Origin of the sequence: Pollutimonas bauzanensis, assembly GCF_040393045.1 — a bacterium.
Classification (GTDB): Bacteria; Pseudomonadota; Gammaproteobacteria; order Burkholderiales; family Burkholderiaceae_B; genus Pollutimonas; species Pollutimonas bauzanensis_A.
In genome coordinates this window covers 1-23692 of sequence record NZ_JBEBUX010000003.1, presented here as the reverse complement: position 1 = coordinate 23692, position 23692 = coordinate 1, and the positions used below count along the sequence as shown (strand labels likewise).

Genomic DNA, 23692 nt, shown 5'->3' with positions numbered 1-23692 from the left:
TATTTTAAGACTTTGCGTCTTGCATGTCCTTGAAAAGATCAAGGATTTTCCAGTTCCGCTCTTGTGCGATCAGGCGCAGCGGCGGGCTGGGGTTAGTGGCAATAGGGTGCGTGACGACTTCCAGCAAAGGCAGGTCATTGGGCGAATCGCTATAGAAGAAAGAGCATTCGAAGTCGGTTCGTGCCAAGTCCATGCCCGCCAGCCATTCGTCGACACGTGTGATCTTGCCTGCCTGGAAGCTGGGCACGCCTTGAATACGCCCTGTATATCGTCCGTTCTGGGCTTCGGGAATGGTGGCGATCAGGTGCGGCACGCCAAATTCGCGGGCAATGGGCGCTGTAACGAATTCGTTGGTCGCGGTGACGATAGCGCACAGGTCGCCCTGATCGATATGATCCTGAACCAGGCGCTTGGCGATAGGAAGAATGGCCGGACGCACGACTTCAGCCATGAATATTTCGTGCCAATGGGCCAGCTCGGCCGCATCGGCCCGAGTCAGCAGGCCCAGCATGAATTCGGCGGATTGCTCGGCAGTAAGATTGCCGGCGTTATAGCGATGCATCAAGTCATCGTTGCGGCGTTGTGCTTCGGCCGGATCGCCGGCCCGCCCAGTGCGAGCCAGGAAATCGGCCCACTGATAATCGCTGTCCAGAGGAAGCAGCGTGTGATCCAGGTCGAACAGGGCAAGGCGTTTTACAGACATTGTTGGTATCAATTCATTTAGGTCTGGCTGGAAGCCAGAAAATCTTTTAATAAGGGCAAGGTAATGGCCCTGCGTTTCTCCAGGGAATAGCTATCCAGGGAATCAACCAGTTCGCTTAAACGACTCATGTCGCGTGCGTAGTGGGTAAGGATCCAGCTTATAACCTCGGGTGAAAGCTGCAAGCCGCGCTCGCCGGCTCGCGCCTTGAGGACTTCGGCCCTATCCTGGTCAGATAGCAGCTCCAGGCGAAACACCAGATCCCAGCCTAGTCGTGTGCGCAAGTCTTCGCGCAGCGGCATCGCCATCGGAGCCCGATCCCCCGCTAAAATCAGCGCGAAGCTGTGGCGGGTAGCCGCGACCTCGCGCCAGCGATTGTACAGGGCAAACAGGGCTGCCTGACCATCGGCGTCCAGAAGCTCTACATTATCGATCGCAATCAATCTGTGCTGAAGGTAATCGCCGGTGGCGATATCCTTCAAAATAGCCGGGCTATCGGTAGGCCCGTGATAAAGCCCATTGAGCCCGCTTGCCGTGGCCCGAAGCAAGTGCGTGCGGCCCGAGCCAGGCGGACCCCATAGGTAAATTGCGTGTCCGGTCTCCCAGTTGCGCAGGGCATCCAGCGCCTGTCCGTTCTCGCCGACAACGAAGTTGTCCAGCGACGGGGCAGAGGGCAGTAACAAATCCAGTATCAGTTGCTGTGTCATGTGTTGTCTAATAGGGGGCGCCGCGGCTTTTGCCCGGTCGCCGCATGCCAGGGGCGTGCATTTTCTGCGTTCATCGTAAAATCAACCCTGGTATTTAATTCAACATGCAATTCTTACACATCCCACGGCATTTCTCATGACAAACAAACATTCAGCTTCCTTGACTTATCGCGACGCAGGCGTCGATATCGACGCAGGCGATGCGCTTGTCGACCGTATCAAGCCGCTTGCAGCCAAAACCATGAGGGCCGGAGTTATGGCGGGTATTGGTGGATTCGGCGCCTTGTTCGAAGTACCCAAGCACCTGAAAGAACCCGTATTGGTATCGGGAACTGACGGCGTTGGCACCAAATTGCGGCTCGCCTTTGAATGGCAGCGTCATGATACCGTTGGTATCGACCTGGTGGCCATGAGCGTCAATGATATTTTGGTGCAAGGTGCCGAGCCGTTGTTTTTCCTGGATTATTTCGCTTGCGGCAAATTGTCGGTCGATACGGCAGCCAGCGTGGTCGGCGGCATAGCCAAGGGATGCGAACTTTCGGGTTGCGCCCTGATTGGCGGTGAAACCGCCGAAATGCCGGGCATGTATCCCGATGGCGAATACGATTTGGCCGGCTTTGCTGTTGGCGCCGTTGAAAAGTCGCGCATCATCGACGGCAAGTCCATCGTCCCGGGTGATGTCATTTTGGGGCTGGCCTCCAGCGGCGCGCATTCCAATGGTTTTTCGCTGCTGCGCAAGATTCTGACGCATGCCAATGCCAGGCCTGGCCAAGACCTGGGCGGCCGTCCGCTGGAAGACGTGGTCATGGAACCCACCCGCATCTATGTCAAGTCGGTGCTGGCGGCATTGGCAGCGCACGGCGCTTCCATTAAAGGCCTTGCTCATATTACGGGCGGCGGTTTGCTGGATAACGTGCCGCGCATCTTGCAGCCCAATTTGTCGGCAACGCTGCATCGCGACGCCTGGACCATGCCTGACCTGTTTTCCTGGCTGCAGCAAAACGGCGGTGTGGCCGATACGGAAATGCATCGGGTATTCAACTGCGGCATAGGCATGGTCATTGTTGTTCCTGCGGATCAGGCTGATGCCATCAAGGCGACGTTGGTCGCCCATGGTGAACAAGTCAGCGTTCTGGGCGAGATTACCGAACGCCAGGGCGCCGATGCGCCTCAGACTATCGTGGTGTAACCAAGGGTCGATCCGGCCAGAATTGCGCGATCTTGTCTACGGCCTGCCTGGCGGCATCAGGCGCCAGGCAATCGATAATATGGCGGTCGGGCTGGGAACGTAGCCAAGTCAGTTGCCGCTTGGCTAACTGGCGCGTGGCGGCGATGGCCTGCTCTATGGCCTGCCTTTTGTCCTGCTTGCCATCCAGGTAGTCCCAAAGCTGCCTATATCCCACGCAGCGCACGGAAGGCAGCCCGGTATGCAGGTCGGGGCGTTGATGCAGCGCTTGCACCTCCTGCAGCAGGCCTTGCTCCATCATTGCCTGATAGCGTTGCGCGATCCGGGCGTGTAGCGCCAACCGATCCGAAGGTTCCAGGCTGACGGTAATGAATTCCAGGCTATTGTCTTGCTTTGGGCGCGCATCGGCGAGCCAGGACGACATAGGCCGCCCGCTGACCCGATATATTTCAATGGCGCGTTGCAGGCGCTGGCTATCATTGGGCGCCAGGCGTGCCGCAGTGGCTGGATCGAATCCGGCAAGCTGCCGGTGCAATTCGGGCCATCCACTTTCTTGCGCTTCGCCATCTATTTGGGCCCGAATCACGGGATCCGCTGCAGGAAGTTCGTTTAGCCCTTCCCGCAAGGCTTTGTAATAAAGCATTGTGCCGCCGCACAATAGCGGAATGTTGCCACGGGCGGTGATCGCCTGGATCAACGCTGCAGCGTCCCGCTGGAACTCGGCGGCGGAGTAGCTTTCAGCCGGGTCGCGGATATCCAGCAAATGATGTGGCGCGATGGCTTGTTCGGCAGCGGACGGCTTGGCGGTTCCTATATCCATGCCGCGATAAATCGTAGCCGAATCGACGATAACGATTTCAATCGGCCAACGTTGTGCCAGCGCCAGCGTGGTGGCGCTTTTTCCGGCGGCAGTGGGGCCTGCCAGACAGATAACGGGTATTGTCATTGGCCGCGCATAAACATTTTATCCAGCTCGCTGACCTTCCATTGCACCCAGGTAGGGCGGCCGTGGTTGCACTGATCGGCTCTTTCAGTTTGTTCCATTTTACGTAGCAGGCCATTCATCTCGTCCAGTGTCAGCCGACGGTTGGCGCGGACCGAGCCGTGGCAGGCCATGGTGGACAAGAGTTCGTTGCGCTGTTCGGTAAGGCGTGGCGATGTGCCCACGCTGGCCAGGTCGCGCAGGACGCCGCGTGCAAGCGATTCGATATCGCCGTTTGCCAGCAGCGCGGGTACAGATCGGACGGCCACAGAGGCAGGGCCAGCGGCGCGTATGGATAGTCCCAGTTGGGTTAGCGTGTCGCCGTGCTCTTCAAGTAATGCGACTTCTTTTTCCGTGACGGCGAAAACCACCGGCACCAATAATTCCTGGCACGGCAGGCTTTGCGTGTCCATTGCCTTTTTAAGCTGTTCGTAGACGACACGTTCATGGGCGGCATGCATATCGACCAGAACCAGTCCGGCATGATTTTGGGCCAATATGTAGATGCCGTGCAGTTGCCCCAGTGCCATCCCTAAGGGAAATTCGTGTTCGTCCGACATAGGGTCAACTGGTTGGCCCTGCGTTGTGGTGGGCGGATCCAGCGGACGGTAGAACGACTGCCAGTTGGTCGCGGTGTCGGTGCCGTGGTCGCGTAAAGGAAAGGCACGTTGGTATTGGGCCGGACGGAAAAATGCGGAAGAAGGAGCTTGCCCATCGTTTGACGAGGCCAGCCCAAAGTCTGGGTTCGAGCCCCCCGTACCGCCTGGTTCGTAAGCGGTGTTGTATGGGGTCGATGAGTCTGGCTGCTGCGGCGGAGCAAAGCCCGACGCAGCGGGATCGGCAGATGTTGAGGCTGCTGATTGTCCGCCTGCGGCTGCAAGAATGTGGCCAAGCGCTTTAGAGACAAAGCGGTGGATGGCGCCGCTGTCGCGAAAGCGTACTTCGTGCTTGGCTGGGTGTACGTTGACGTCAACGCCAGCCGGGTCGACTTCCAGGAACAAAACGTAGGCGGGTTGCCGGTCGCCATGCAAGACGTCGGCGTAAGCGTGGCGTATGGCGTGGGCAACCGTGCGATCTTTTACATAGCGTCCGTTGACATAGAGGTATTGGCGGTCGGCGCGGCTGCGTGCGTAAGTCGGCCGGGTGACAATGCCGCGCAGGACGATCAGGCCATGCTCTTGCTCTACTTCCAGGCCTTGTTCGATGAACTCCGCACCCAGCACATCGCGTACGCGCTGGGCGATATCGGCGGCGCGCCAGTGGCGCTGAGCCTTATCATTATGAAACAGCCTGAATGCAATATTGGGCTGCGCCAATGCAATTCGTTCCATGGCATCAACGCAATGGCCGTACTCGGTTGGTTCAGCGCGTAGAAACTTGCGGCGGGCAGGCACTTCGTCGAACAACTGGCGCACATCAATGGTTGTGCCGATAGAGCCGGAAGCCGCAGTTGGTTCGTTTTGCGCCGATTCGACTTGCCAGGCATGGGCATCGTTGACGGTGCGCGACGTCAGGGTCAGCCGCGCTACCGATGCAACAGAAGCCAATGCTTCGCCTCGGAACCCCATGGAGTTGACCGATTCCAGTTCGTTCAGCGTAGCAATTTTACTGGTGGCATGGCGTGTTAGCGCCAGTCGTAATTCGGGTTTCGGGATGCCATGGCCATCGTCGCTGACCGCAATGCGGCGTATGCCGCCGCCATCCAGCCGCACCTCAATGGCTCGCGCGCCAGCATCAATGGCGTTCTCGAGCAATTCTTTCAGGACAGAGGCAGGGCGTTCGATCACTTCGCCGGCGGCGATCTGGCTGATCAATAGGTCGGGCAGGGGGGCGATAGAGCGACGTTCAGACATTCAGGCATTCCATTCGGCTTCGGGTTTGCATATTGATGATTTTAGCCCTTTGTGGAGGCCGTTCTTTTTTTGCGGGGATGAACGCGTTATATTGCAGTATCTTTTTTTTGGTAGTTGATATGCTTGATTTGTTGAACATGATTATCCACATAGACCAATATCTCGGGATATGGGTGACCCAGTATGGTGCATGGATATATCTTGTGCTGTTCCTGATTATTTTTGGTGAGACCGGGCTGGTCGTGCTGCCTTTCTTGCCGGGCGATTCCCTGTTATTCATTGCGGGCGCGTTTGGCGCTTCGGGTATGCTCGATCCCGTCTTGCTGGGTGGCTTATTGATCGTAGCCGCCGTATTGGGTAATACCGTGAACTATTCGGTAGGGCGCTATTTAGGTACGAAAGTGTTTACCCACAATTATCGTTTTCTGGATCGCAACGCGCTGCTGAAGACCCATGCTTTTTATGAAAAACATGGCGGGAAAACCATTGTCCTATCGCGCTTTCTGCCCATTTTTCGCACATTCGCCCCTTTCGTGGCGGGCGTCGGCAGTATGAATATCGTGCGTTTCCAGCTGTTCAATATCTCGGGCGCCGTATTGTGGGTGGGTAGTCTTGTAACCTTGGGCTACTTTTTCGGCAATGTTCCCATCATTAAAGAGCACCTGAACACCATTGTACTGATCGGCATCTGCGCTGCGGCAGTGCCAGTGGTTGTTGGCGCTTTGTGGAAAATATTCAAGAAGAAATCGCCCACCTCTTGAGGCGGGCGATGGGTCAGGTCCGGCGCGCCAGCGCGGGGCTGGCCGCGAAGTAATCGCCAATGCCGCTTAGCATGGCTTTCGCGATACGGTCCTGGTGCGCCGGGCTGCGCAACAGGCGCTCCTCTTCAGGGTTGCTGATGAAAGCGGTTTCCACCAGTATGGACGGGATGTCCGGGGCTTTCAGTACGGCAAAACCCGCCCGTTCCACACGGTTTTTATGCAGCTTATTGATTTTTCCGATCTCGCCCAGGATACGGCTGCCCACTTGCACTGAGTCATTGATCTGTGCCGCGGTGGAAAGGTCCAGCAATACTTGAGCCACCTGTTTGTTGTGCGACCCCAGGTTGACGCCGCCGATAAGGTCAGCGTCGTTTTCACGCTGGGCCATCCAGCGGGCCGCTGAACTGGTAGCGCCATTTTGCGATAACGCGAAAACCGAGGATCCCCTGGCGCTGGGCTTGATCCATGCGTCGGCGTGTATGGAAATAAACAAATCCGCCTTGACGCGGCGCGCCTTCTGTACGCGCACCCCCAGAGGCACGAAATAATCATTGTCCCGAGTCAGATAGGCCCGCATATTAGGCTGCGCGTCTATCAGTTTTTTCAGACGCCGGGCAATACTCAGCACAATGTCTTTTTCCTTAGTGCCGCTGCGTCCAACGGCGCCGGGGTCTTCGCCGCCATGGCCTGGGTCAAGGGCGACGAGTATGGGACGGGAACTATCGCGCGGCTGCGTAGCAATAGGTGGAGGCGCAGCGGGCGACCTGGGCTTTGTGGCTACAGGAGGCAGCTTTTGCCCTTCTACTGATGGAATGGGGGCCTGGGATGGCGAATTCTGGGCAAGGTCCTCTAGTACCTGAGCCAACGGGTCGGTTTCTTTGTTGTCCATGATGGCAAGCAAAGGGTCTTGCGCAACCTTGGGGTACAAGTCGAGCACCAGCCGGTATTTGTATTCGCCAATAGGCTTAAGGGTAAAGACCTGTGGCGCAATAGGCTGCTTCAAGTCCATAACCAGGCGAATGACATCGGGTCGGTTTTGCGCTACGCGTACCGATTCGATGTAGGGGTCATTGGGTTTGATCTTTGACACCAGGTCATTGATGGCCCGGCTCATGGTCAGCCCCTCGATATCTACCACAAGCCGGTCGGGGCCCTCAAGGGTGAAATGTTCAGCCTTCAGTTCGCTGTCCATTTCCAGGGTGACACGGGTGTATTCGTCGGCTGGCCAAGTTCGTACAGCCAGGATAGTACCCGCCATGGCCAGGCGCGGAACAACAGGAAGAAGGAATAACGTGCTCGCGGTTGCTATGAGCCGGCGCCGGGAGAGTCCTGTGGGGGAAGGGCGAGTGTCGTCAGCCATAATTTTCCTTTGTTGCTATGGGCCGTTAAGCTGGCATGCCGCCCATGTTCTGCGTATTCAAGATTGATATCGAGATCTGGAGGAGGTAATAAAGCCCCCGCTTGCTCCGGCCATTCGATTAAAACTATTGCTTCTTTTTGCAGTATATCTCGAAATCCTGCGTCGACCCATTCTCGGGAGTCGCTAAATCTATAGAAATCAAGATGATAGAAGTTTAAGTTAGAAAGATTATAGCTTTCCATCAGCGCATAGCTAGGACTTTTTATTTTTCCGGTAATTCCAGCTGCCCGTAACAGCGCCCGAGCGAAGCTGGTTTTGCCGGCTCCTAGCTCACCGCGCAGGTGTATTCTTCCGCCTCGTTGCGTTGCGTCGACGGCCGGGTGGGTGCCGCAAAGCATTGGGGCAAGCTGGGCTGCCAGCGCGATCGTGGCCTGTTCATCGGGTAAGTACAGCGCTTTTGTACTGAATTGGATGTTTTCTTGAGTCATATGCGTTAGCTATGGATTAGCCCCTATCATTAGCCAGAACGGAATAGTTAGAGCCGACAGCAAGGTGCCCAGCGACATCGTAACAGCCACCATCTGCCCATTGCCGCCCATTCTTGCCGCCAATACGTAGGCTGAAGAGGCTGTCGGAAGGGCACTAAATAACAACAGTATTTGCCGTTCGACCACAGAAAGCTCCAATGCCCAGCCAATGGCAATGGCCGCCACCGGCGTCAACAGCAAGCGTACGGCGAGCATCCATGTCATTAGCCTGGCAGCACCTTTTCCGCCATTGAGCGAAAGCGTCGCTCCTACACACATCAAACCGATGGCAATCGCGCAAGCGCCAAGGCGGCCCAGCACGGTATCTACCGGCTTGGGGATAGGCACGCCCAAAATATTGCACAACAAAGCAAGGATTGTGGCGATGATGAACGGATTTCGGAGGATTTCCTTGAATATCTTTCCACCGTTCTGGCGGGCCAGGGCGTGGACGGCGGCCACATTGGAGATCGGTACTGCAAAACCCACAATCACAGCCATGATGGTCTGGCCGCTTGCACCTGCCAGCCCGCCAGCCAGCGATAAGCCCATAAAAGTATTGAAACGATAGGCGCATTGAGCGACAGACGCATGGGCAATCGGATCAGGCCGTAGCGTTGGTACCGCCAGCCACGCCATGGCGACACCGAACGCCATGACGGCCATGGTCGCCTGCAGCAGGGTATAAGTGCCTGACAGGCTCAACGGTGTTTGCGTGATCGAATGGAACAGCAGCGCGGGGAAAAGTACAAAATAAACTAACTGCTCGGCGCCCCGGAAGAACTCGCTGGAAAATTTCAGCTTATGGAATAGCGCCCAACCCAAAGCGATAAGCAGGAAATCGGGGAGAACAAGTTGAATGATGGACATGAGGCTTTGGCTGGTATTACAGGGCGGGCCGCTATTTTAGACGTAAGCTTATTTCAGTCGAAAAAGGCCTTTATATTTGCCCTAATCAGCAAAGTTAATGCTGATGGAAGATGCTACTCTGTCGGCCAGCAAAGTGGCTTTGGACTGTTGAACAGAGGCCCTTTTTTGTATGAAATTCCCGGAGAGACGACAGATGGTTGCACTTAATAAGAAATTTTCCGTACTGGCCATCGCTGTGGGTCTGGCGTCCGTATTTGGCGGCGCCACAGCTTATGCTGCTGATTATCCGTCCCAGCCGATACGCGTATTGGTGCCTTTCGCACCAGGCGGTTCAACGGATATCGTGGCACGTATTGTCAGCCAGCGCATGGCCCAAGAGCTTGGCCAGCCCATGGTTGTAGAGAACAAAGCAGGGGCCGGCGGGGCGATTGGCGCTGCCGAGGCAGCACGTGCAAAGCCCGATGGCTACAACTTATCGATTGCGACGGTGTCCACACTGGCTGTTAACCCTGCTTGCCGTCCGACGGACCTGCCGTATGACCCGTTGACTGACTTTGTGCCTGTGACCAATTTTGCCAATGTTCCCAACGTCATCGAAGTCAACCCCAAGTTTCCTGCGAAGGACTTCAAAACGTTCGTAGAAGTGCTTAAGGCCAATCCGGGCAAGTATTCTTATGGCAGCTCGGGCACTTGCTCGATCAACCACTTGTTTGGCGAGGCTTTTAAATTAGCGACAGGTACAGATATTGTTCATGTTCCCTATAAGGGATCCGGTCCGGCCGTGGTTGATACCGTCGGCGGGCAGGTTGAGGTCTTGTTCGACAATATCCCTTCCTCCATGTCTCAGATCCAGGCAGGCAACCTGCGTGCGTTGGCTGTTGCAGCACCACAGCGGATGGGCTCTCTCAAAGATGTCGCTACGCTGGCTGAACTCGGTTACCCACAATTGAACCAGCCGGCTTGGTATGGTTTGCTGGCGCCAAAGGGAACACCGCCTGAAATCGTCAACAAGTTGCGCGACGCCGCGGTGGTGGCATTGAAAGATCCCAAGGTTATCGCGGCTTTGGAAAAGCAGGGTGCTGCGCCGTCTGGTAATACACCGGAAGAATTCGCCAAGGAAATCAAAGAGCAATATGACTGGGCCAAAGGCGTAGTGGCGCAGAAAAACTTCAAGTTCGAATAATCCTTCTGGTACTTGGTAACGCATAATACGTATAAGACAACAGTAACTAAATGCTGTTATTCTGCTAGTGACATGCATAAGCCTAGCCTAAAATAAAGGCCTGGTTATTCAAATAAAATGTTTTCACGGAGAGACTTCTTATGGTCCCATTTCGAAATAAATTCGCCGCGTTAGCCCTGGTTGCTGGTGTTGCTTCGGTGTTCGGCGCCGCGAATGCAGCCGAATATCCTACCCAACCTGTTCGGGTCATCGTTCCTTTTGCGCCTGGCGGTTCAACCGATATCGTTGCTCGCATCGTGACGCAACGCATGGGCCAGGAATTGGGCCAAACGTTCGTCGTCGAGAACAAAGGCGGCGCAGGCGGTGCTATCGGCGCAGCCGAAGCAGCGCGTGCCAAACCCGACGGCTACACCTTGTCGATCGCTACAGTATCCACGCTAGCTGTGTTGCCAGCTTGCCGTCCCACCGATTTACCCTACGATGCGTTGACGGACTTCGTTCCAGTCACCAACTTTGCCAACGTGCCTAACGTTATCGAAGTCAATCCCAAGTTCCCTGCCAAAAACTTCAAGGAATTTGTGAAGGTGCTTAAAGACAATCCGGGCAAGTATTCCAACGGTAGTTCGGGCACTTGCTCGGTGCTGCACTTGTTTGGCGAAGCCTTCAAGCTCGCGACTGGCACCGATACGGTTCACGTGCCCTACAAAGGTTCGGGTCCCGCAGTGACGGATGCTGTTGGCGGTCAAATCGAAATCATGTTCGACAACTTGCCTTCCTCCATGGCCCAAATTCAGGCTGGTAACCTACGTGCAATGGCTGTGGCATGGCCAGAGCGCCTTCCTAGCCTGAAAGACGTTCCTACATTGGCAGAAGAGGGCTATCCTCAGCTTAACCAGCCAGCCTGGTATGGTCTGCTTGCTCCTAAAGGCACTCCACCCGAAATCGTTAAAAAGTTGCGTGACGCGGCAGTGGTGGCTTTGAAAGACCCCAAGGTTATCGAAGCTCTTGAAAAGCAAGGCGCTGCACCTTCCGGCAACACGCCAGAAGAGTTCGGCAAGGAAATCAAAGAGCAATTCGATTGGGCTAAAGATGTTGTCGCCAAAGGCAACATCAAGCTTGAATAGTCGACTTATTGCCGTTTAAAAAAAAGCCGGGGCGTGCGCCTCGGCTTTTTTCTCTCCGGACTGCCTTATAATCCGGTTTCGGTTTTGCGTCTCCATAGTTAAATGGATATAACTTTCCCCTCCTAAGGGAAGATTGCAGGTTCGATTCCTGCTGGAGACGCCAGCTATTTCTGTACAGTGCAAGCTTTTTTTATTGAAGCAATTGCCGTTGCATCGACCTTAGCCTTTGGCTAATCCCACAGTCACCGGTTTTGCGTCCAGCAAGCCAGTCAGCGCTGACGCTGGCACGCCAATCAAATACCCACGCCGTCCGCCGTTCAGGTAGACAACCGGATATTCTAAAAGAGCGGCCTCCACCCATACCGGCATTTTCTTGCGTGTTGCAAAAGGCGATGTGCCGCCTACCAGATAGCCGGAATGTTTTTGCGCCGTATCGGGCGTGCAGGGGGCGACTTTTTTTGCGCCGATCTGACGAGCCAGATTCTTGGTGGAAACTTCGCAGTCGCCGTGCATGACGACAATCAGGGGCCGAGCATTCTCGTCTTCCATGATCAGTGTCTTGGCGACTTGGTGCAAGTCCAGGCCCAGTTGTTTTGCGGCTTCGGTGGCGCCGCCATGGTCTACATAATCGTAGGGATGCTCGCTATAGGCTATTTTGTTTTTCTTCAGAAACTGCGTTGCCGGTGTTTCTGATACGTGTTTGTCTTTTGCCATGATGAGATGTGTTTAACAAATAGGGTGGGGCTGTCGTTGCACTCAAGCGCGCGGGTGATGCTTGGCATGTAGGGCTTTGAGCCTTTCGCGCGCCACATGAGTATATATCTGCGTAGTGGAAATGTCGGCGTGACCCAGCAGCATCTGCACCACGCGCAGGTCGGCGCCATGATTCAGCAAATGCGTGGCAAAAGCGTGCCGTACGACATGGGGTGAAAGCGGCGTATGGATGTCGGCCTGAACGGCGTGCTTCTTTACAATGAGCCAGAATGATTGGCGTGTCATGGCTGCGGCGCGTGCAGTAACGAATAATGCATCGCAGCGGCGCGGTCCCAGCAGTTCGGGGCGCGCCTGTTTCAAGTACAGGTCTATCCAGTGTTGGGCTTCCGCGCCCAGCGGCACCAGTCGGTCTTTTCCGCCTTTGCCCATGTTGACGCGGACCACGCCTTCCGTAAGGCTGACATCCAATACGTTCAGGTTGATCAATTCGGTGACACGTAGGCCGGTGGCGTATAAGGTTTCGAGCATGGCACGGTCGCGCAAGCCCAGGGTGCTTCGCTCGTCTGGCGCGTGCATCAAGGCGTCTACCTGGTCTTCCGATAAGGTCTTGGGAAAACGTGCAGCCTGCTTTGCGGCGCGCAAGGTCAGGCAAGGGTCTTTGGCAACCAGCCCGTGGCGCATGGCCCAGAGGTAGAAACGTCTTAGCGCAGCCAGGCGGCGATTGGCGGTCGTGGCTTTACTGGTTGGGTGGCGGGCAACAAACCAATCCTGGATATCGGCAGCATCGGCTTGTTCCAGCCCTTTGGCTTTTTTCTCGTGCAGCCATCGTGCAAAAGCACCGAGGTCGCGCCGATATGCCGACAGCGTGTTTGCCGCCAGGCCGTCTTCCAGCCACATTGCGTCGATAAAAGTATCAATGGAAGCGGGGGGTAGAAATACCAAGGTTGTCGTGACCGTAGATGCTAAGTAAATAGAGTGGCAAGGCGTCCGTATGGGTTGCGCTTGGCTGGCCACCATCATCTTATCCTATCCATCCGGTCTGGCCATGAATTTGACTATCGTTATGTAGGTATATATATTACGAGATTGTGCAGCATGTAAACCTTATATTCGATAGCAAACAGGGGCAGGAATGAAAATCAAACGGTTTGTCGCAACGGCGCTTTTCGCGATGCTGGGATGGAACGCATCTGCGTCAGCGGAAGATATCGTGGTGTCTGCCGCGGCCAGTCTGACTAACGCATTTACCGAACTGGCGGTAAAGTTCCAGCAAACGCATCCAGATACCAAGGTATTGATGAGCTTCGCCGCGTCTGATGTGCTGGTGCAGCAAATCGTGAACGGCGCCCCGACGGATATCTTTGCCTCGGCTGATCAAAAAGCAATGGACAAGGCCGTCGAAGCCAAGGTTATTGATGTCGCGTCACGCAAGGATTTTGTCCGTAACGAAGTCGTTTTTATCGTACCCGCTGATAATCCGCTGAAGATTCAATCGCTGGCCGACCTGAAGTCCGATAGCGTCAAGCGCGTTGCGTTCGGCAACCCGGCGACTGTGCCGGTAGGCCGCTACACGAAGGCGACGCTCGAACACTCAGGCGACTGGGATGCGGTCAAGCAACGTGAAGTGCTGGGCCAAAACGTGCGGCAGGTTCTGGACTATGTCGCGCGGGGCGAGGTCGATGCAGGCTTCGTTTTTGCCACCGATGCGGCCATCATGCCGGAAAAGGTCAAGGTCATCGAAAAGCTGCCTTCTCCTGAGCCGGTGCTGTATCCCATTGCTTTGGTCCAGCGCAAAGGGCGGCATGCCCAGGCGGCAGACTTCCTGGCGTATATTCACTCGCCCGAGGGGCAAGCCGTATTGGCTAAATTTGGCTTTGCCAAGCCGTAAGCAGTGCATGCATGAACAGTTTTAGCATTCCGTTATTGCTTTCCTTGAAGGTGGCCGGCTGGGCCGCCTTTTTTGCAGCGATCCTGGGGATTGCCACTGCCTACGGCTTGTCCCGTTGGCGCTCGCGCTGGTGCGACTTGGTTGATTCCATCTTGACGCTGCCCATGGTGCTGCCTCCCACCGTCATTGGCTATTACCTCTTGGTGCTGTTGGGGCGTCGCGGCTGGCTTGGGCAATATCTTGAACAATGGGGCATCCAGCTTGTCTTCACTTGGCAAGGCGCTGTAATCGCCGCCACGGTGGTAGCGTTTCCGATGGTGCTAAAGGCTGCGCGTGCCGCTTTCGAAGGCGTTGATCATACGCTGGAAGATGCCGCCAAGGTCTTGGGAATCAGCAATGCCGGGGTGTTCTTCAGGGTTACGTTGCCTCTGGCGTTGCGTGGCGTTGTAGCGGGGATATTGCTTGCCTTTGCCCGGGCTTTGGGCGAATTTGGCGCTACCCTGATGATCGCCGGCAGCATACCCGGGCGTACACAAACCTTATCGATTTCCATCTACGAAGCAGTCCAGGCTGGCAATGACGACTTGGCGCTGATGCTCGTGTTGATAACCTCTTTGACCTGTGTTGCCGTGCTGTGGATCGCGACACAGCTAATGCCTGACAGATCGCGTATGTCGGGCTCAGGAAGCCGTCTCTTATGATCCAGATACACATAAAAAGGCAGGTGTTTTCCGGCAATCGGGAATTTGTGCTGGACATTGCCATTGCAACGTCGTCATCTCGCATTGCGTTGTTCGGGCCGTCGGGTTCAGGCAAAACGCTGACCGTCCAGGCCATTGCCGGTTTGTTGCGCCCGGATAGCGGTCATATCGATATCGGTGGATCAACGTTATATAACTCAAGCCGTGACATATTTCTTGTGCCTCAGGACAGGAAGCTGGCTTACCTGCAACAAGACTATGGCTTGTTTCCCCACTTGACCGTGGCGCAGAATATTGGTTTTGGCTTGAAAAAGGGCTGGCTTAATTTGCGGCGCCACGTCTTGCCCGAAGCCGCACGGCGCTGGATCGATGCTTTCGAACTGGACGCTATCTTGCATAGCTATCCTGCTGAAATATCAGGGGGGCAAAAACAACGCGTTGCACTGGCCAGGGCCTTGGCCGTAGAGCCCCGGCTGTTGGTGCTGGACGAACCCTTGGCTGCGCTGGATGCGGATCTGCGGACAAAAATGCGTGCCGAGCTGGCTGCGCTGCAAGCCCGACTGGAAATCCCCACCATTCTGATTACCCATGATCCCGCTGATGTGGTGGCATTGGCTGACGAGGTCTACAAAATCGAAAATGGCAAGATAGTTGGCAACTGCCATCCGGAACAATTGGCGCTGAATCAGTCGAGGACGCCGAGCATAACGCTGGAAGCCTTGAAAATCGCATAGGCCGCTTGTTCTTCTTTCAGACCCATGGAGTCAAGGCTTTCAAGGCTGACCATCGCCGCGATGACTTGCCCTGACTCCAGTTCTATGCAGACTTCGGCATTGACCGCCCCGGGAACAATTCGGCTGATGCGGCCCGGCAACTGGTTGCGCGCCGAAAGTTTAAGGTCGCCGCCCGGCGCTCCGACGATAACTGATGACGCCTTAATAAACGCCAAGGCCCGCTTGCCGGGATGAAGCCCCAGGTTTTGCACGCTTTCACTGGTGATGGTGGCGATAACCTGTATCCCATCGCCTATGGTCAGCGTGACCTCGTCGTTGACAGCGCCAGGCTTGATGTGGTCGACAATGCCAAGCAATTTGTTGCGCGCCGAGGTTTGGATCATCATGTGTTGGATAAGCTCCAGGTTCTGTGCTGACTGCGTACTGGCCTTGGCCAGCTGGGCCATAAAACGTTCGTGCTCTTGGTTTAGGGCATGGTAAAGCTGTATGAGTTCACGAGCCCTTTCTGTCAATGTCGCGCCGCCGCCACGATGGCCGCCCGTCGATCGCAGTACCAATGGTTCGCCCGCCAGATTGTTCATGGTGTCCACGGCGTCCCACGCTGCCTTGTAGCTGAGGCCGATTTTTTTCGCGGCGGCGCTGATAGAGCCTTCCTGGCCGATAGCATGCAACAACGCCATGCGTCTTTGGCTGCCCCAGTTCTGTTGCCCGGAACGAAACGAAATCGAACCGCTAAGTTCTACCGGAAGGATGGGGGGAGGACTGTTTTGTGTGGGCATAATATAAGTGTAAGTCATAGTCGTTAGAATGAGGTTCTTGTCGATTTGCCCGCGACTGTTGCAAGCACCTGGAACTATGATTGATACCTTCGCCTCCGTCTCCCTGGATGACCTTGCCGGCCTGAATCCGGATGACGCCTTGATCCTGACGGTCAATAACCGGCATGCTCGCCGTATTCTGGCTGAGTTGTCGGCCAGCTTAAGCGATACGCGGCGTGTCATGGCGGTGCCCGATATCGTGCCCTTGTCGGGTTGGCTGGCGCGAATCGCCGATCAATTGTCGTTTGTTCCCGAGGCACAGCTGGCGTCGCATACCGTTGATGCATTCGGCTCGCAGTTTCTGTGGCAGAGGGTCATTGCGGACGCAGAGTCTGATCACGTCTTGCTGGATGTTTCCCAGGCCGCCAGGCTAGCGGCACAAGCCGACCAGCTATTGGATGAGTGGCGCATCAACGTGATTCCAGAAGTGGAAACCACTGATTACCAGCGCTTCATGGTCTGGCGCAGGGATTATCGGATGATGCTGGCCGAAATGGATCTTGAAGACAGCAATCTTGCCTACGAACGTATTCATAGCGCCATCCGTGATGGTTTGCTGGTCCTGCCTTTTGCCAATCTGGTGCTCGCCGGGTTTAACGAGATTTCACCGCGTTTGTCCAGTTTGCTGGACGCGCTGCAGGAACAAGGTATTGAGGTGTTGTCCCTGGAAGCCGGAGCGCGAGCGGAGAGCCATGCGCGACGCGTGATTGCTCCCGACCCGGATGCGGAGTGGCGCATGGCGGCGCAGTGGGCCGCTGGAAAATTACAACAGCATCCGGAGGGGCGCTTTGCGATTGTGGCGGCGCGGCTGGAAGCCGACGTCGTCCTGGCGCATCGTAGCTTGCGCGCGGCACTCGGAACCGATGCGCAAGGCCGGCAGGTTCCCTACAACATTGCCGTGGCGCGGCCGTTGTCGGAATGGCCGCTCGTTCGCGCGGCGCTCGCCTGGTTGCGCATCTTGGCGCTGTTTGCGCAAAGAAAATATTGTGCGCCCGCAGACCTGGGCCAGGCATTGCTGGCAGGAGGATGCGCAGGCGGCATACCAGAAGCGTCAGGACGGGCGGCCATAGACGCGCTTTGGCGCAAGCAGGCCAAAGTCACGGTGTCGCTCGCCGAGTTTCGTGGATTGCTTGAACAGCACGCGCCACGCCTGGCTGTCGCATGGGGCCACTGCGAGCAAGCGTGGTCGCCTGAATCGGGCACGGCCGATATGCACATTTGGACGACGCGTTTCCGGTCGTGGTTGCAGGCGTTGGGTTTTCCTGGTCAGGCAGGACTCGACAGCCATGCTTATCAAGTCGTGGAAGCATTCGATGGCTTGGTTGACAGGTTGGCCAGGCAGGCTCCGGTCGTGGGGGTGGTGGGCTTCTCGGCTGCGGTTGGCATGTTAAGCCGGCTGGCGCGCGAAACGCCATTCCAGCCGCAGCGCGATCCTTCCGCCAAGCTGGATGTGCTCGGTTTCCTTGAGTCGGAAGGCGGGCGCTGGGACGGTATATGGGTGCTGGGGCTTACCGATGACGTGCTTCCTGCCGTCCCCAAACCCAACCCTTTCATTCCGTTGGCGGCCTTGCGCCAGGCGAACGCTCCGCGGGCGACTCCTGAACGCGAATTGAATTGGGCGCGATCCATGTACGACGCCTTGCTCGCCTGCGCGCCCGAAGTCCTGCTTAGTCATGCGCAACACCAAGGCGAAACCGAGTTGCGGCCCAGCCCATGTATTTCGGCGCTAAGCGTCGTCGATATGTCCGTTTTAGCTCCTGCCCCAGAGCCGGATGGCTGCGAGTTGGAGTACGTGTTTGATGAGCGGGGGCCGGCATTGCAGGCAGGCGTGAAGACGCGTGGAGGCATTGGTGTTATCGATACGCAGGCTCGCAATCCTTTGTGGGCTTTTGTGAAGTATCGATTGGGCGCCAGTCAGTTGGTTGATTATGCCGATATCTCCGACCAGAATGCGCGTGGCATCTTTTTGCATAAAGCCATTGAGTTGGTGTGGCGGTTGTTGCACGACCAGCAAGGTTTGCGCGACCTGGAGTCCAGCGGCGGTTTGGAAGGCTTGCTGGAACAAGTCGTGGAGCAGGCGGCTGACGAATGTCTGCAAGACTACGGTGGGGTGCTGCGGTCGTTGGAAACGGCGCGTGCCAAGAAAGTATTGCAGGACTGGCTGGCACTGGAACTGACCCGCGAGGCATTTCGTGTTCGCGATGTCGAGCAGGAATATCAGTGGTCTCACGGTCCGCTAGATCTGAAGCTGCGCCTGGATCGCATTGATGAATTGCATGATGGCCGCCTGGCTGTCATCGACTACAAAGCGGGCGATAGCGACATTGACCCGCGTTCTGACTGGATGCGTACGCGGCCGGTGGGCTTGCAGTTGCCCTTTTATGCCGCCGTGCTGGCCGGTGAAGACCAGGCCGTGGCCGCGCTGGTCCTCGCCAGGCTGCATGCCAGGGAAACCAAGGTAAAAGGGCTGGTTGATGGCGACTACGGCTTGGATGGCTTGTCGACGCTGCAGGCATGGCCTGCATTTGCCGGTTATAGCTGGAATGGGCTGATGGCCGAGTGGCGTCGCACTATTGAAAGCCTGGCTGACGAGTATGCCGCGGGTGCTGCCCGCAACGAAACCTGGCGTGCCGACGATATCAAGTATTGCGACGTTTTGCCGTTTTTGCGTTTAACAGAGGAATATCAACGTGTCGATTAAATCGCCTAGCGACAGTGCCGTTCGAGCGGCCGCTATCGATCCGTCCCGCTCATTCATTATTCAGGCTCCTGCAGGCTCGGGCAAAACCGAGCTGCTTACCGATAGAATCCTGGCTCTGCTGGCGACCGTCAATCGGCCTGAAGAAATCGTGGCGATTACTTTTACGCGTAAAGCGGCATCGGAAATGCACGCCCGCGTACTTGGCAAGCTGGCTGGCGGACAGGGCGAATGCCCGCCCGAAGCGTATAAGAAGCGCAGCTGGGAGCTGGCTCAAAAAGCTATGCAGCGCAACGACGAACTGGGCTGGAACCTGCTGCAGTATCCAGCGCGATTAAGCATACGCACGATTGATTCGTTTTGCACTTATCTGGTTCGCGCCATGCCGTGGCTTAGCGCTCTGGGCGGGTTGCCCGCTATTGCCGAAAATCCCGTCCAGCATTATGAGGCTGCTGCGAAAGCCACGCTGGCTATGGCCGATGAAAACGAATCCGTAGCCCGGTTCATTTCTCATCTGGATGTGAACAGGCAAAGCGCGATGGGCTTGCTGGCGAATATGCTTGCAAGCCGCGACCACTGGCTGCCATTGCTGATGCCTGGCAGCGACGTCGACCAATTGCTGGAAAACCTTGATAGGGCAGTTCAGGTTGATCTTGAGCGTTTGGCCGAGGCGATGCCGCCTGGTTGGGCAACGACACTGGCCCCTATGGTTTCGCGTGCCGCCAGTGTATTGATCAGCAAGGGGTCAACCGCTGAAGAGTGCATTCTGGAAAACTGGCAAGGCGAGGTTTTCGATACTGATGTGTCAAGCCTGTCTCAGTGGCAGGCATTGGCCGGCATGCTGTTGACCAAAGAAAACAAGCTCAGGAAAACGGTCACTATCAGTCAGGGTTTCGAAGCCAAGTCGGACTACAAAGACGATTTCCTCGCCTGGATTAAAGCCGTGCCGGAGTCCGAGCCTTGGATCGCTGCATTGGCCGATATCCGCAGCGCGCCTTGCGATGGCTATAGCGATGAGCAGCAAGATACGCTGCGCATTCTGATCGAAGTGTTGTGGCTGGCCGCCGCCCAGTTGAATGTATGTTTTACCGAAGCGGCCGAGGTGGATTTCACCGAAATCTCGCGGCGCGCCCTGGATGCATTGGGACAAGTGGACGACCCCAGCGATTTGTTGCTGGCGCTCGATACCGTTATTCGACACATACTGGTCGATGAATTCCAGGACACCAGTCAGTCCCAGATTCAGTTGCTGGAACGCCTGACGTCCGGCTGGATGCCCGGTGATGGCCGCACGCTGTTTCTGGTGGGCGACCCTATGCAGTCCATCTACCGTTTCCGCAAGGCTGAAGTCGGGCTGTTCCTGACCGTCAAGGAACATGGCCTTGGGGAAGTTTCCCTCACCCCCCTGGAACTGAAAGACAATTTTCGTTCCCAGGCCAACCTGGTCGAGTGGGTCAATAAAACCTGCAGGCCCATATTTCCAAAAGAAGACCATCCTGGCTTGGGGGCTATTCGCTATACGGATTCCGTCGCATTCAATGATGGCATCGAGGGCCTGGGTGTGGAGTTTCATCCGGTCTGGGCGCTTAAGGGAGAGCAGGGTGACGAGGCTGGTGATCCGGGGCCGGTAGCCGAGTCCATTGCAATACAGCTTGCCAAAGAAGCTTTGTTGCGTAACCCCGATAGCGCACACCCTGTGGCGATATTGGTGCGGGCACGAACACATCTGGACGGTATCGTGCATCGGTTGGCGCAACAGAATATCCCTTGTCGGGCGGTGGAGCTGGTGTCGCTCAAGTCGCGTCAAGTCGTGATAGATCTGGCGCAATTGGCCAGGGCGCTGTCGCATCCGGCCGATAGGCTGGCGTGGTTGTCGGTGTTGCGTTCACCGCTGTGCGGTCTTACTTTGAATAGCTTGCACGCCTTATGCGGTTCCGATTTGTACACGACCATACCGGCGCTGCTTTCCCAGTGGCTGCAGCAGGGGGCCGAAGACGAATGCGGCATGGACGCCATGGAAGCCAGACGCTTGCGGCATGCCGCTGCCGTGCTGCTGGATTCAAGTAATGCCTCGGGCACTATTCCTTTCGCCGCCTGGTTGGAAAGCTGCTGGCAACGCCTGGGTGGACCTGCCGTGTACAGCAGCCAAAGCGATGCGACCGATGCCGAACGCTTATTTCGCCTGATCGAGGAACTCGCGCCCTATGGCAACCTGAATCCTATCGCACTGGAAGACAAGCTCGACAAGCTTTATGCCGCGCCCAATGGCAGTGGCAGGGCGGTAGAAGTCATGACTATTCACAAGTCGAAAGGGCTGGAGTTCGATACGGTCATCCTGACTGGCCTGGATCGCCGACCCAAGGCCGATACCCCGCCGTTGATGCGTTTTGAGCATAGCGGTGGCGAACTCTTGCTGGGGCCCATTAAACACAAGGTCTCTGACGAGCAGGATCCCGTTTCCGTATACCTGGCCGGTCGCGACAAAAAGCGCGGGGCTTACGAGGCGGATCGGCTTTTGTATGTTGCATTGACCCGTGCGCGCCAGCAATTGCACTTGATCGGCAAGCTGGGACTGGAAGGGGGCGGTGCCATTAAAAAGCCGGAAACCACGTCCTTGCTAGGGCGTTTGTGGGAACACATGCCGCCGCCCCAGACTCCCGATCCCGCCGAGTTGATCACCGGGGATGCGGCGCTGGACGAGGCGCGGCCACAGCGTATGCTGGTGCGTATGTCGGCACAGTCCCTGCCTGCGGATGCAGTGCCTTATCAGGAGGCCCGTCAAGTCAGCACCTGGACCTGGCGGCCCGAGTCCGGCAATGAAAGCATGATAGGAACGGTCGCCCATGCCTGGCTGGAGCGTTTGGGCAAGGAAGGGGTCGAAGCCTGGTCCATCGACAGGATAGACACTTGCCTGCCTATTTTTCGCAAGCAATTAAGTCGGGCAGGCGTCATAGGGACGGCTGTGGATGCTGCCGCGCAGGTGTTACGCGATACGCTGGCAGCCACGCTGGCCAGTCCGAAAGGACAGTGGCTATTGTGGGCCGCTCGCGCCCATAGGGAATGGTCGCTGCTCGACGTCAGCGGGCGCGTTTCGGTCATCGACCTGGCAATCTCCCAGGAAGACGACTGGCTGGTGGTGGATTACAAGACGGGCGTGCCCCATGCTGATGAAACTCGCGATGCGTTTGCCGCGCGGATGCGTGAGCGCTATCGCGAGCAGATCGAACGTTATTGCGGGCATGTCAGTGCGCTGGACGGGCGTCCGGCACGCGGCGCGCTGTACTTTCCGCGTGCAGATGTCTGGGTGGATTACTGAAAGTCCAAACTCCTGTTAAACTCTTTCTTGGCGGGCCCCTTCGCATGGTTCGGCGGTGAAACTGGTCAGGTCGGGAACGAAGCAGCCATAGTCGCTTAGAATCAGTGCCGAAGTCAGGCTCGCCTCCTTGTTTTTCTGTTTATCTCTTCAAATACCCCAAGCTTGCGTCTAATCCGGTACACTTTTCGTTTATCGATTGATAGCTTCCGGCTTTAAGCTCCCTGCATGACTTATCTGGTACTGGCGCGTAAATGGCGGCCACGTTCGTTTGATACTCTCATCGGCCAGGACCACGTGGTCCGAGCCCTGACGCACGCCCTGTCAACCCAGCGATTGCACCATGCCTGGCTATTCACCGGCACGCGAGGCGTGGGTAAGACGACGCTGTCGCGTATCTTGGCCAAGTCGCTGAATTGCGAAACTGGCATTACGGCTACGCCTTGTGGTGTTTGCCGCGCTTGTACCGAAATCGATACAGGTCGTTTTGTCGACTACGTCGAACTCGATGCCGCCTCGAATCGGGGCGTGGAAGAAATGACGCAATTGCTCGAGCAGGCGGTATACGCCCCGGGCAGCGGCCGTTTCAAGGTCTACATGATCGACGAAGTTCACATGCTGACCGGGCACGCGTTCAACGCCATGCTCAAGACGCTCGAAGAACCGCCGCCCCATGTGAAGTTCATCCTGGCGACCACCGATCCGCAAAAAATTCCCGTCACGGTCTTGTCGCGCTGCTTGCAGTTCAATCTGAAGCAAATGACAGCCGAATCGATTGTGGCGCATTTGCAGGAAGTGCTGGGCCAGGAGGACATGAAGTTCGAAACCCCCGCCTTGCGCTTGCTGGCGCAGGCCGCATCGGGGTCGATGCGCGACGCATTGTCATTGACCGATCAGGCTATTGCATACAGCGCCGGGCATCTTACGACGGATGCCGTGCAGGGCATGCTGGGCACCATCGACCACCGTCACCTGGTGACTTTGCTGCAAGCGCTGGCTGCGGGCGACGCCACACAAGTGCTGCACGTGGCCGATGAGCTGGCTTCGCGCGGCTTGTCTTATTCGGGGGCTTTGGCCGATTTGGCAGTCTTGCTGTCGCGCATCGCGATCCAGCAACGTATTCCAGGCACGATACCCGCCGACGACCCCCAGGCCGAAGATATTGTGCAGTTGGCAACTAGCCTGCATCCCGATCAAGCGCAATTGTTTTACTCAGTGGCAGTCCATAGCCGTCAGGAACTATCCCTGGCGCCCGACGAATACGCCGGTTTTGTCATGGCTTGCCTGCGCATGCTGGCGCTGGTCCCCGCGGGCTCGCTCGCACCGGTCAGCCCGCCGCCGTCCAAGCCTGCCGCTTCTGAATCGGAAGGTGCGGCGCCGGCGGCACAAGCTGCCCCTATTGCGTCTCCCGCGGCATCCGTTTCTGCAACCCCTGCCGTTAGTGCCGAGAAGATAGCAGCGCCAATACCACAGCCGGCTGTGATAACGCCTGCCGACCCCGTCCCGGCACCAGCACCAGCACCAGCACCAGCACCAGCACCAGCGGTCCTGGTCGAGCCGGTGCAGCCTGATG

Annotated in this window: 20 protein-coding genes, 1 tRNA gene and 1 other RNA gene; 12 read left to right on the top strand and 10 right to left on the bottom strand. The window is 56.7% G+C overall.

All coding sequences use genetic code 11. From position 1 onward, the window contains the following. Window positions 1–4: 4 nt before the first annotated feature. Together ABWO67_RS00840 and hda are read right to left on the bottom strand one after the other, a co-directional pair. Entirely contained in the window at window positions 5–703 is a 699-nt protein-coding gene (locus tag ABWO67_RS00840; RefSeq protein ID WP_353146332.1) for an HAD family hydrolase, read from the bottom strand. Between the two features lie 17 nt (window positions 704–720). Continuing rightward, window positions 721–1407 (bottom strand): DnaA regulatory inactivator Hda, encoded by a 687-nt coding sequence (hda, locus tag ABWO67_RS00835; RefSeq protein WP_353146330.1) that lies wholly within the window; start codon window positions 1405–1407, stop codon window positions 721–723. Window positions 1408–1543: 136 nt separating this feature from the next. On the opposite strand from hda, the gene purM reads away from it, so the two are divergent. Further along, entirely contained in the window at window positions 1544–2596 is a 1053-nt protein-coding gene (purM, locus tag ABWO67_RS00830) for a phosphoribosylformylglycinamidine cyclo-ligase (protein WP_353146328.1), read from the top strand. Here the strand turns inward: purM and miaA are convergent. Together miaA and mutL are read right to left on the bottom strand one after the other, a co-directional pair. Next, window positions 2583–3539, bottom strand: coding sequence for a tRNA (adenosine(37)-N6)-dimethylallyltransferase MiaA (miaA, locus tag ABWO67_RS00825; RefSeq protein ID WP_353146326.1), 957 nt, complete (start codon window positions 3537–3539; stop codon window positions 2583–2585). The genes purM and miaA overlap by 14 nt on opposite strands. Further along, window positions 3536–5428: a DNA mismatch repair endonuclease MutL gene (gene mutL / locus ABWO67_RS00820; protein WP_353146324.1), complete on the bottom strand. Its 1893-nt coding sequence runs from the start codon at window positions 5426–5428 to the stop codon at window positions 3536–3538. The genes miaA and mutL overlap by 4 nt, the downstream gene beginning before the upstream one ends. Window positions 5429–5547: 119 nt before the next feature. Between mutL and ABWO67_RS00815 the strand changes: the two genes are divergently transcribed. Continuing rightward, a complete protein-coding gene (locus ABWO67_RS00815; protein WP_353146322.1) occupies window positions 5548–6189 on the top strand; it encodes a VTT domain-containing protein in 642 nt (213 codons plus the stop codon). 13 nt (window positions 6190–6202) lie between these two features. Here the strand turns inward: ABWO67_RS00815 and ABWO67_RS00810 are convergent, their stop codons facing one another. Genes ABWO67_RS00810 through ABWO67_RS00800 form a run of 3 tightly spaced genes read right to left on the bottom strand, consistent with a single transcriptional unit; the run spans window position 6203 to window position 8946 of the window. Then, window positions 6203–7549, bottom strand: a complete 1347-nt coding sequence (locus ABWO67_RS00810; RefSeq protein ID WP_353146320.1) for an N-acetylmuramoyl-L-alanine amidase — start codon at window positions 7547–7549, stop codon at window positions 6203–6205. After that, entirely contained in the window at window positions 7495–8037 is a 543-nt protein-coding gene (gene tsaE, locus ABWO67_RS00805) for a tRNA (adenosine(37)-N6)-threonylcarbamoyltransferase complex ATPase subunit type 1 TsaE (RefSeq protein ID WP_353146318.1), read from the bottom strand. The genes ABWO67_RS00810 and tsaE overlap by 55 nt, the downstream gene beginning before the upstream one ends. A 9-nt stretch (window positions 8038–8046) precedes the next feature. Further along, a complete protein-coding gene (locus ABWO67_RS00800; RefSeq protein WP_353146316.1) occupies window positions 8047–8946 on the bottom strand; it encodes an AEC family transporter in 900 nt (299 codons plus the stop codon). 193 nt (window positions 8947–9139) lie between these two features. Here ABWO67_RS00800 and ABWO67_RS00795 point away from each other — a divergent pair, with 193 nt between their 5' ends. The 3 genes from ABWO67_RS00795 (at window position 9140) to ABWO67_RS00785 (ending at window position 11416) form a co-directional block, all read left to right on the top strand. Next, a complete protein-coding gene (locus tag ABWO67_RS00795) occupies window positions 9140–10129 on the top strand; it encodes a tripartite tricarboxylate transporter substrate binding protein BugE (RefSeq protein ID WP_353146314.1) in 990 nt (329 codons plus the stop codon). A 140-nt stretch (window positions 10130–10269) separates the two neighbouring features. Beyond that, complete coding sequence (locus ABWO67_RS00790; protein WP_353146312.1) at window positions 10270–11253, top strand: tripartite tricarboxylate transporter substrate binding protein BugE; 984 nt, start codon at window positions 10270–10272, stop codon at window positions 11251–11253. Window positions 11254–11341: 88 nt separating this feature from the next. Beyond that, window positions 11342–11416 (top strand) — tRNA-Arg (locus ABWO67_RS00785). Between the two features lie 56 nt (window positions 11417–11472). On the opposite strand, the gene ABWO67_RS00780 is transcribed toward ABWO67_RS00785, so the two are convergent. Then, window positions 11473–11967 (bottom strand): aminoacyl-tRNA deacylase, encoded by a 495-nt coding sequence (locus tag ABWO67_RS00780; RefSeq protein WP_353146310.1) that lies wholly within the window; start codon window positions 11965–11967, stop codon window positions 11473–11475. Between the two features lie 42 nt (window positions 11968–12009). Next, entirely contained in the window at window positions 12010–12864 is an 855-nt protein-coding gene (xerD, locus tag ABWO67_RS00775; RefSeq protein WP_502929941.1) for a site-specific tyrosine recombinase XerD, read from the bottom strand. Window positions 12865–13099: 235 nt separating this feature from the next. Here xerD and modA point away from each other — a divergent pair, with 235 nt between their 5' ends. Genes modA through ABWO67_RS00760 form a run of 3 tightly spaced genes read left to right on the top strand, consistent with a single transcriptional unit; the run spans window position 13100 to window position 15290 of the window. Next, the gene (gene modA, locus ABWO67_RS00770) at window positions 13100–13855 is read left to right on the top strand and encodes a molybdate ABC transporter substrate-binding protein (protein ID WP_353146306.1); all 756 of its coding nucleotides are present in this window, start codon (window positions 13100–13102) and stop codon (window positions 13853–13855) included. A gap of 11 nt (window positions 13856–13866) precedes the next feature. Next, window positions 13867–14556, top strand: a complete 690-nt coding sequence (modB, locus tag ABWO67_RS00765) for a molybdate ABC transporter permease subunit (RefSeq protein WP_353146304.1) — start codon at window positions 13867–13869, stop codon at window positions 14554–14556. Continuing rightward, a complete protein-coding gene (locus ABWO67_RS00760) occupies window positions 14553–15290 on the top strand; it encodes an ABC transporter ATP-binding protein (protein WP_353146302.1) in 738 nt (245 codons plus the stop codon). Before modB ends, ABWO67_RS00760 begins: the two co-directional genes overlap by 4 nt. Here the strand turns inward: ABWO67_RS00760 and ABWO67_RS00755 are convergent. Beyond that, on the bottom strand, window positions 15242–16069 hold the full coding sequence (locus ABWO67_RS00755) for a TOBE domain-containing protein (RefSeq protein WP_353146300.1): 828 nt from the start codon (window positions 16067–16069) through the stop codon (window positions 15242–15244). The genes ABWO67_RS00760 and ABWO67_RS00755 overlap by 49 nt on opposite strands. A gap of 76 nt (window positions 16070–16145) precedes the next feature. On the opposite strand from ABWO67_RS00755, the gene ABWO67_RS00750 reads away from it, so the two are divergent. From ABWO67_RS00750 to dnaX, 4 genes are all read left to right on the top strand, one after another. Beyond that, window positions 16146–18809, top strand: a complete 2664-nt coding sequence (locus ABWO67_RS00750; protein ID WP_353146298.1) for a PD-(D/E)XK nuclease family protein — start codon at window positions 16146–16148, stop codon at window positions 18807–18809. Beyond that, window positions 18799–22122, top strand: coding sequence for a UvrD-helicase domain-containing protein (locus ABWO67_RS00745; RefSeq protein ID WP_353146296.1), 3324 nt, complete (start codon window positions 18799–18801; stop codon window positions 22120–22122). Before ABWO67_RS00750 ends, ABWO67_RS00745 begins: the two co-directional genes overlap by 11 nt. Window positions 22123–22151: 29 nt before the next feature. Beyond that, an RNA gene (ffs, locus tag ABWO67_RS00740) (signal recognition particle sRNA small type) lies at window positions 22152–22249 on the top strand. Between the two features lie 98 nt (window positions 22250–22347). Beyond that, window positions 22348–23692 (top strand): DNA polymerase III subunit gamma/tau (dnaX, locus tag ABWO67_RS00735; RefSeq protein ID WP_353146294.1); only part of this gene is annotated, 1345 nt, incomplete at its 3' end.

Excerpts from the sequence above, each read along its gene's own strand:
- ABWO67_RS00800 (WP_353146316.1), bottom strand. The coding sequence starts at position 8,946 with ATGTCCATCATTCAACTTGTTCTCCCCGATTTCCTGCTTATCGCTTTG.
- xerD (WP_502929941.1), bottom strand. The coding sequence starts at position 12,864 with ATGTGGCTGGAAGACGGCCTGGCGGCAAACACGCTGTCGGCATATCGG.
- tsaE (WP_353146318.1), bottom strand. The coding sequence starts at position 8,037 with ATGACTCAAGAAAACATCCAATTCAGTACAAAAGCGCTGTACTTACCC.
- ABWO67_RS00780 (WP_353146310.1), bottom strand. The coding sequence starts at position 11,967 with ATGGCAAAAGACAAACACGTATCAGAAACACCGGCAACGCAGTTTCTG.
- ABWO67_RS00750 (WP_353146298.1), top strand. The coding sequence starts at position 16,146 with ATGATTGATACCTTCGCCTCCGTCTCCCTGGATGACCTTGCCGGCCTG.
- ABWO67_RS00760 (WP_353146302.1), top strand. The coding sequence starts at position 14,553 with ATGATCCAGATACACATAAAAAGGCAGGTGTTTTCCGGCAATCGGGAA.
- mutL (WP_353146324.1), bottom strand. The coding sequence starts at position 5,428 with ATGTCTGAACGTCGCTCTATCGCCCCCCTGCCCGACCTATTGATCAGC.
- modA (WP_353146306.1), top strand. The coding sequence starts at position 13,100 with ATGAAAATCAAACGGTTTGTCGCAACGGCGCTTTTCGCGATGCTGGGA.
- ABWO67_RS00795 (WP_353146314.1), top strand. The coding sequence starts at position 9,140 with ATGGTTGCACTTAATAAGAAATTTTCCGTACTGGCCATCGCTGTGGGT.
- ABWO67_RS00840 (WP_353146332.1), bottom strand. The coding sequence starts at position 703 with ATGTCTGTAAAACGCCTTGCCCTGTTCGACCTGGATCACACGCTGCTT.
- purM (WP_353146328.1), top strand. The coding sequence starts at position 1,544 with ATGACAAACAAACATTCAGCTTCCTTGACTTATCGCGACGCAGGCGTC.
- ABWO67_RS00790 (WP_353146312.1), top strand. The coding sequence starts at position 10,270 with ATGGTCCCATTTCGAAATAAATTCGCCGCGTTAGCCCTGGTTGCTGGT.
- miaA (WP_353146326.1), bottom strand. The coding sequence starts at position 3,539 with ATGACAATACCCGTTATCTGTCTGGCAGGCCCCACTGCCGCCGGAAAA.
- hda (WP_353146330.1), bottom strand. The coding sequence starts at position 1,407 with ATGACACAGCAACTGATACTGGATTTGTTACTGCCCTCTGCCCCGTCG.
- ABWO67_RS00810 (WP_353146320.1), bottom strand. The coding sequence starts at position 7,549 with ATGGCTGACGACACTCGCCCTTCCCCCACAGGACTCTCCCGGCGCCGG.
- ABWO67_RS00755 (WP_353146300.1), bottom strand. The coding sequence starts at position 16,069 with ATGCCCACACAAAACAGTCCTCCCCCCATCCTTCCGGTAGAACTTAGC.
- ABWO67_RS00815 (WP_353146322.1), top strand. The coding sequence starts at position 5,548 with ATGCTTGATTTGTTGAACATGATTATCCACATAGACCAATATCTCGGG.
- modB (WP_353146304.1), top strand. The coding sequence starts at position 13,867 with ATGAACAGTTTTAGCATTCCGTTATTGCTTTCCTTGAAGGTGGCCGGC.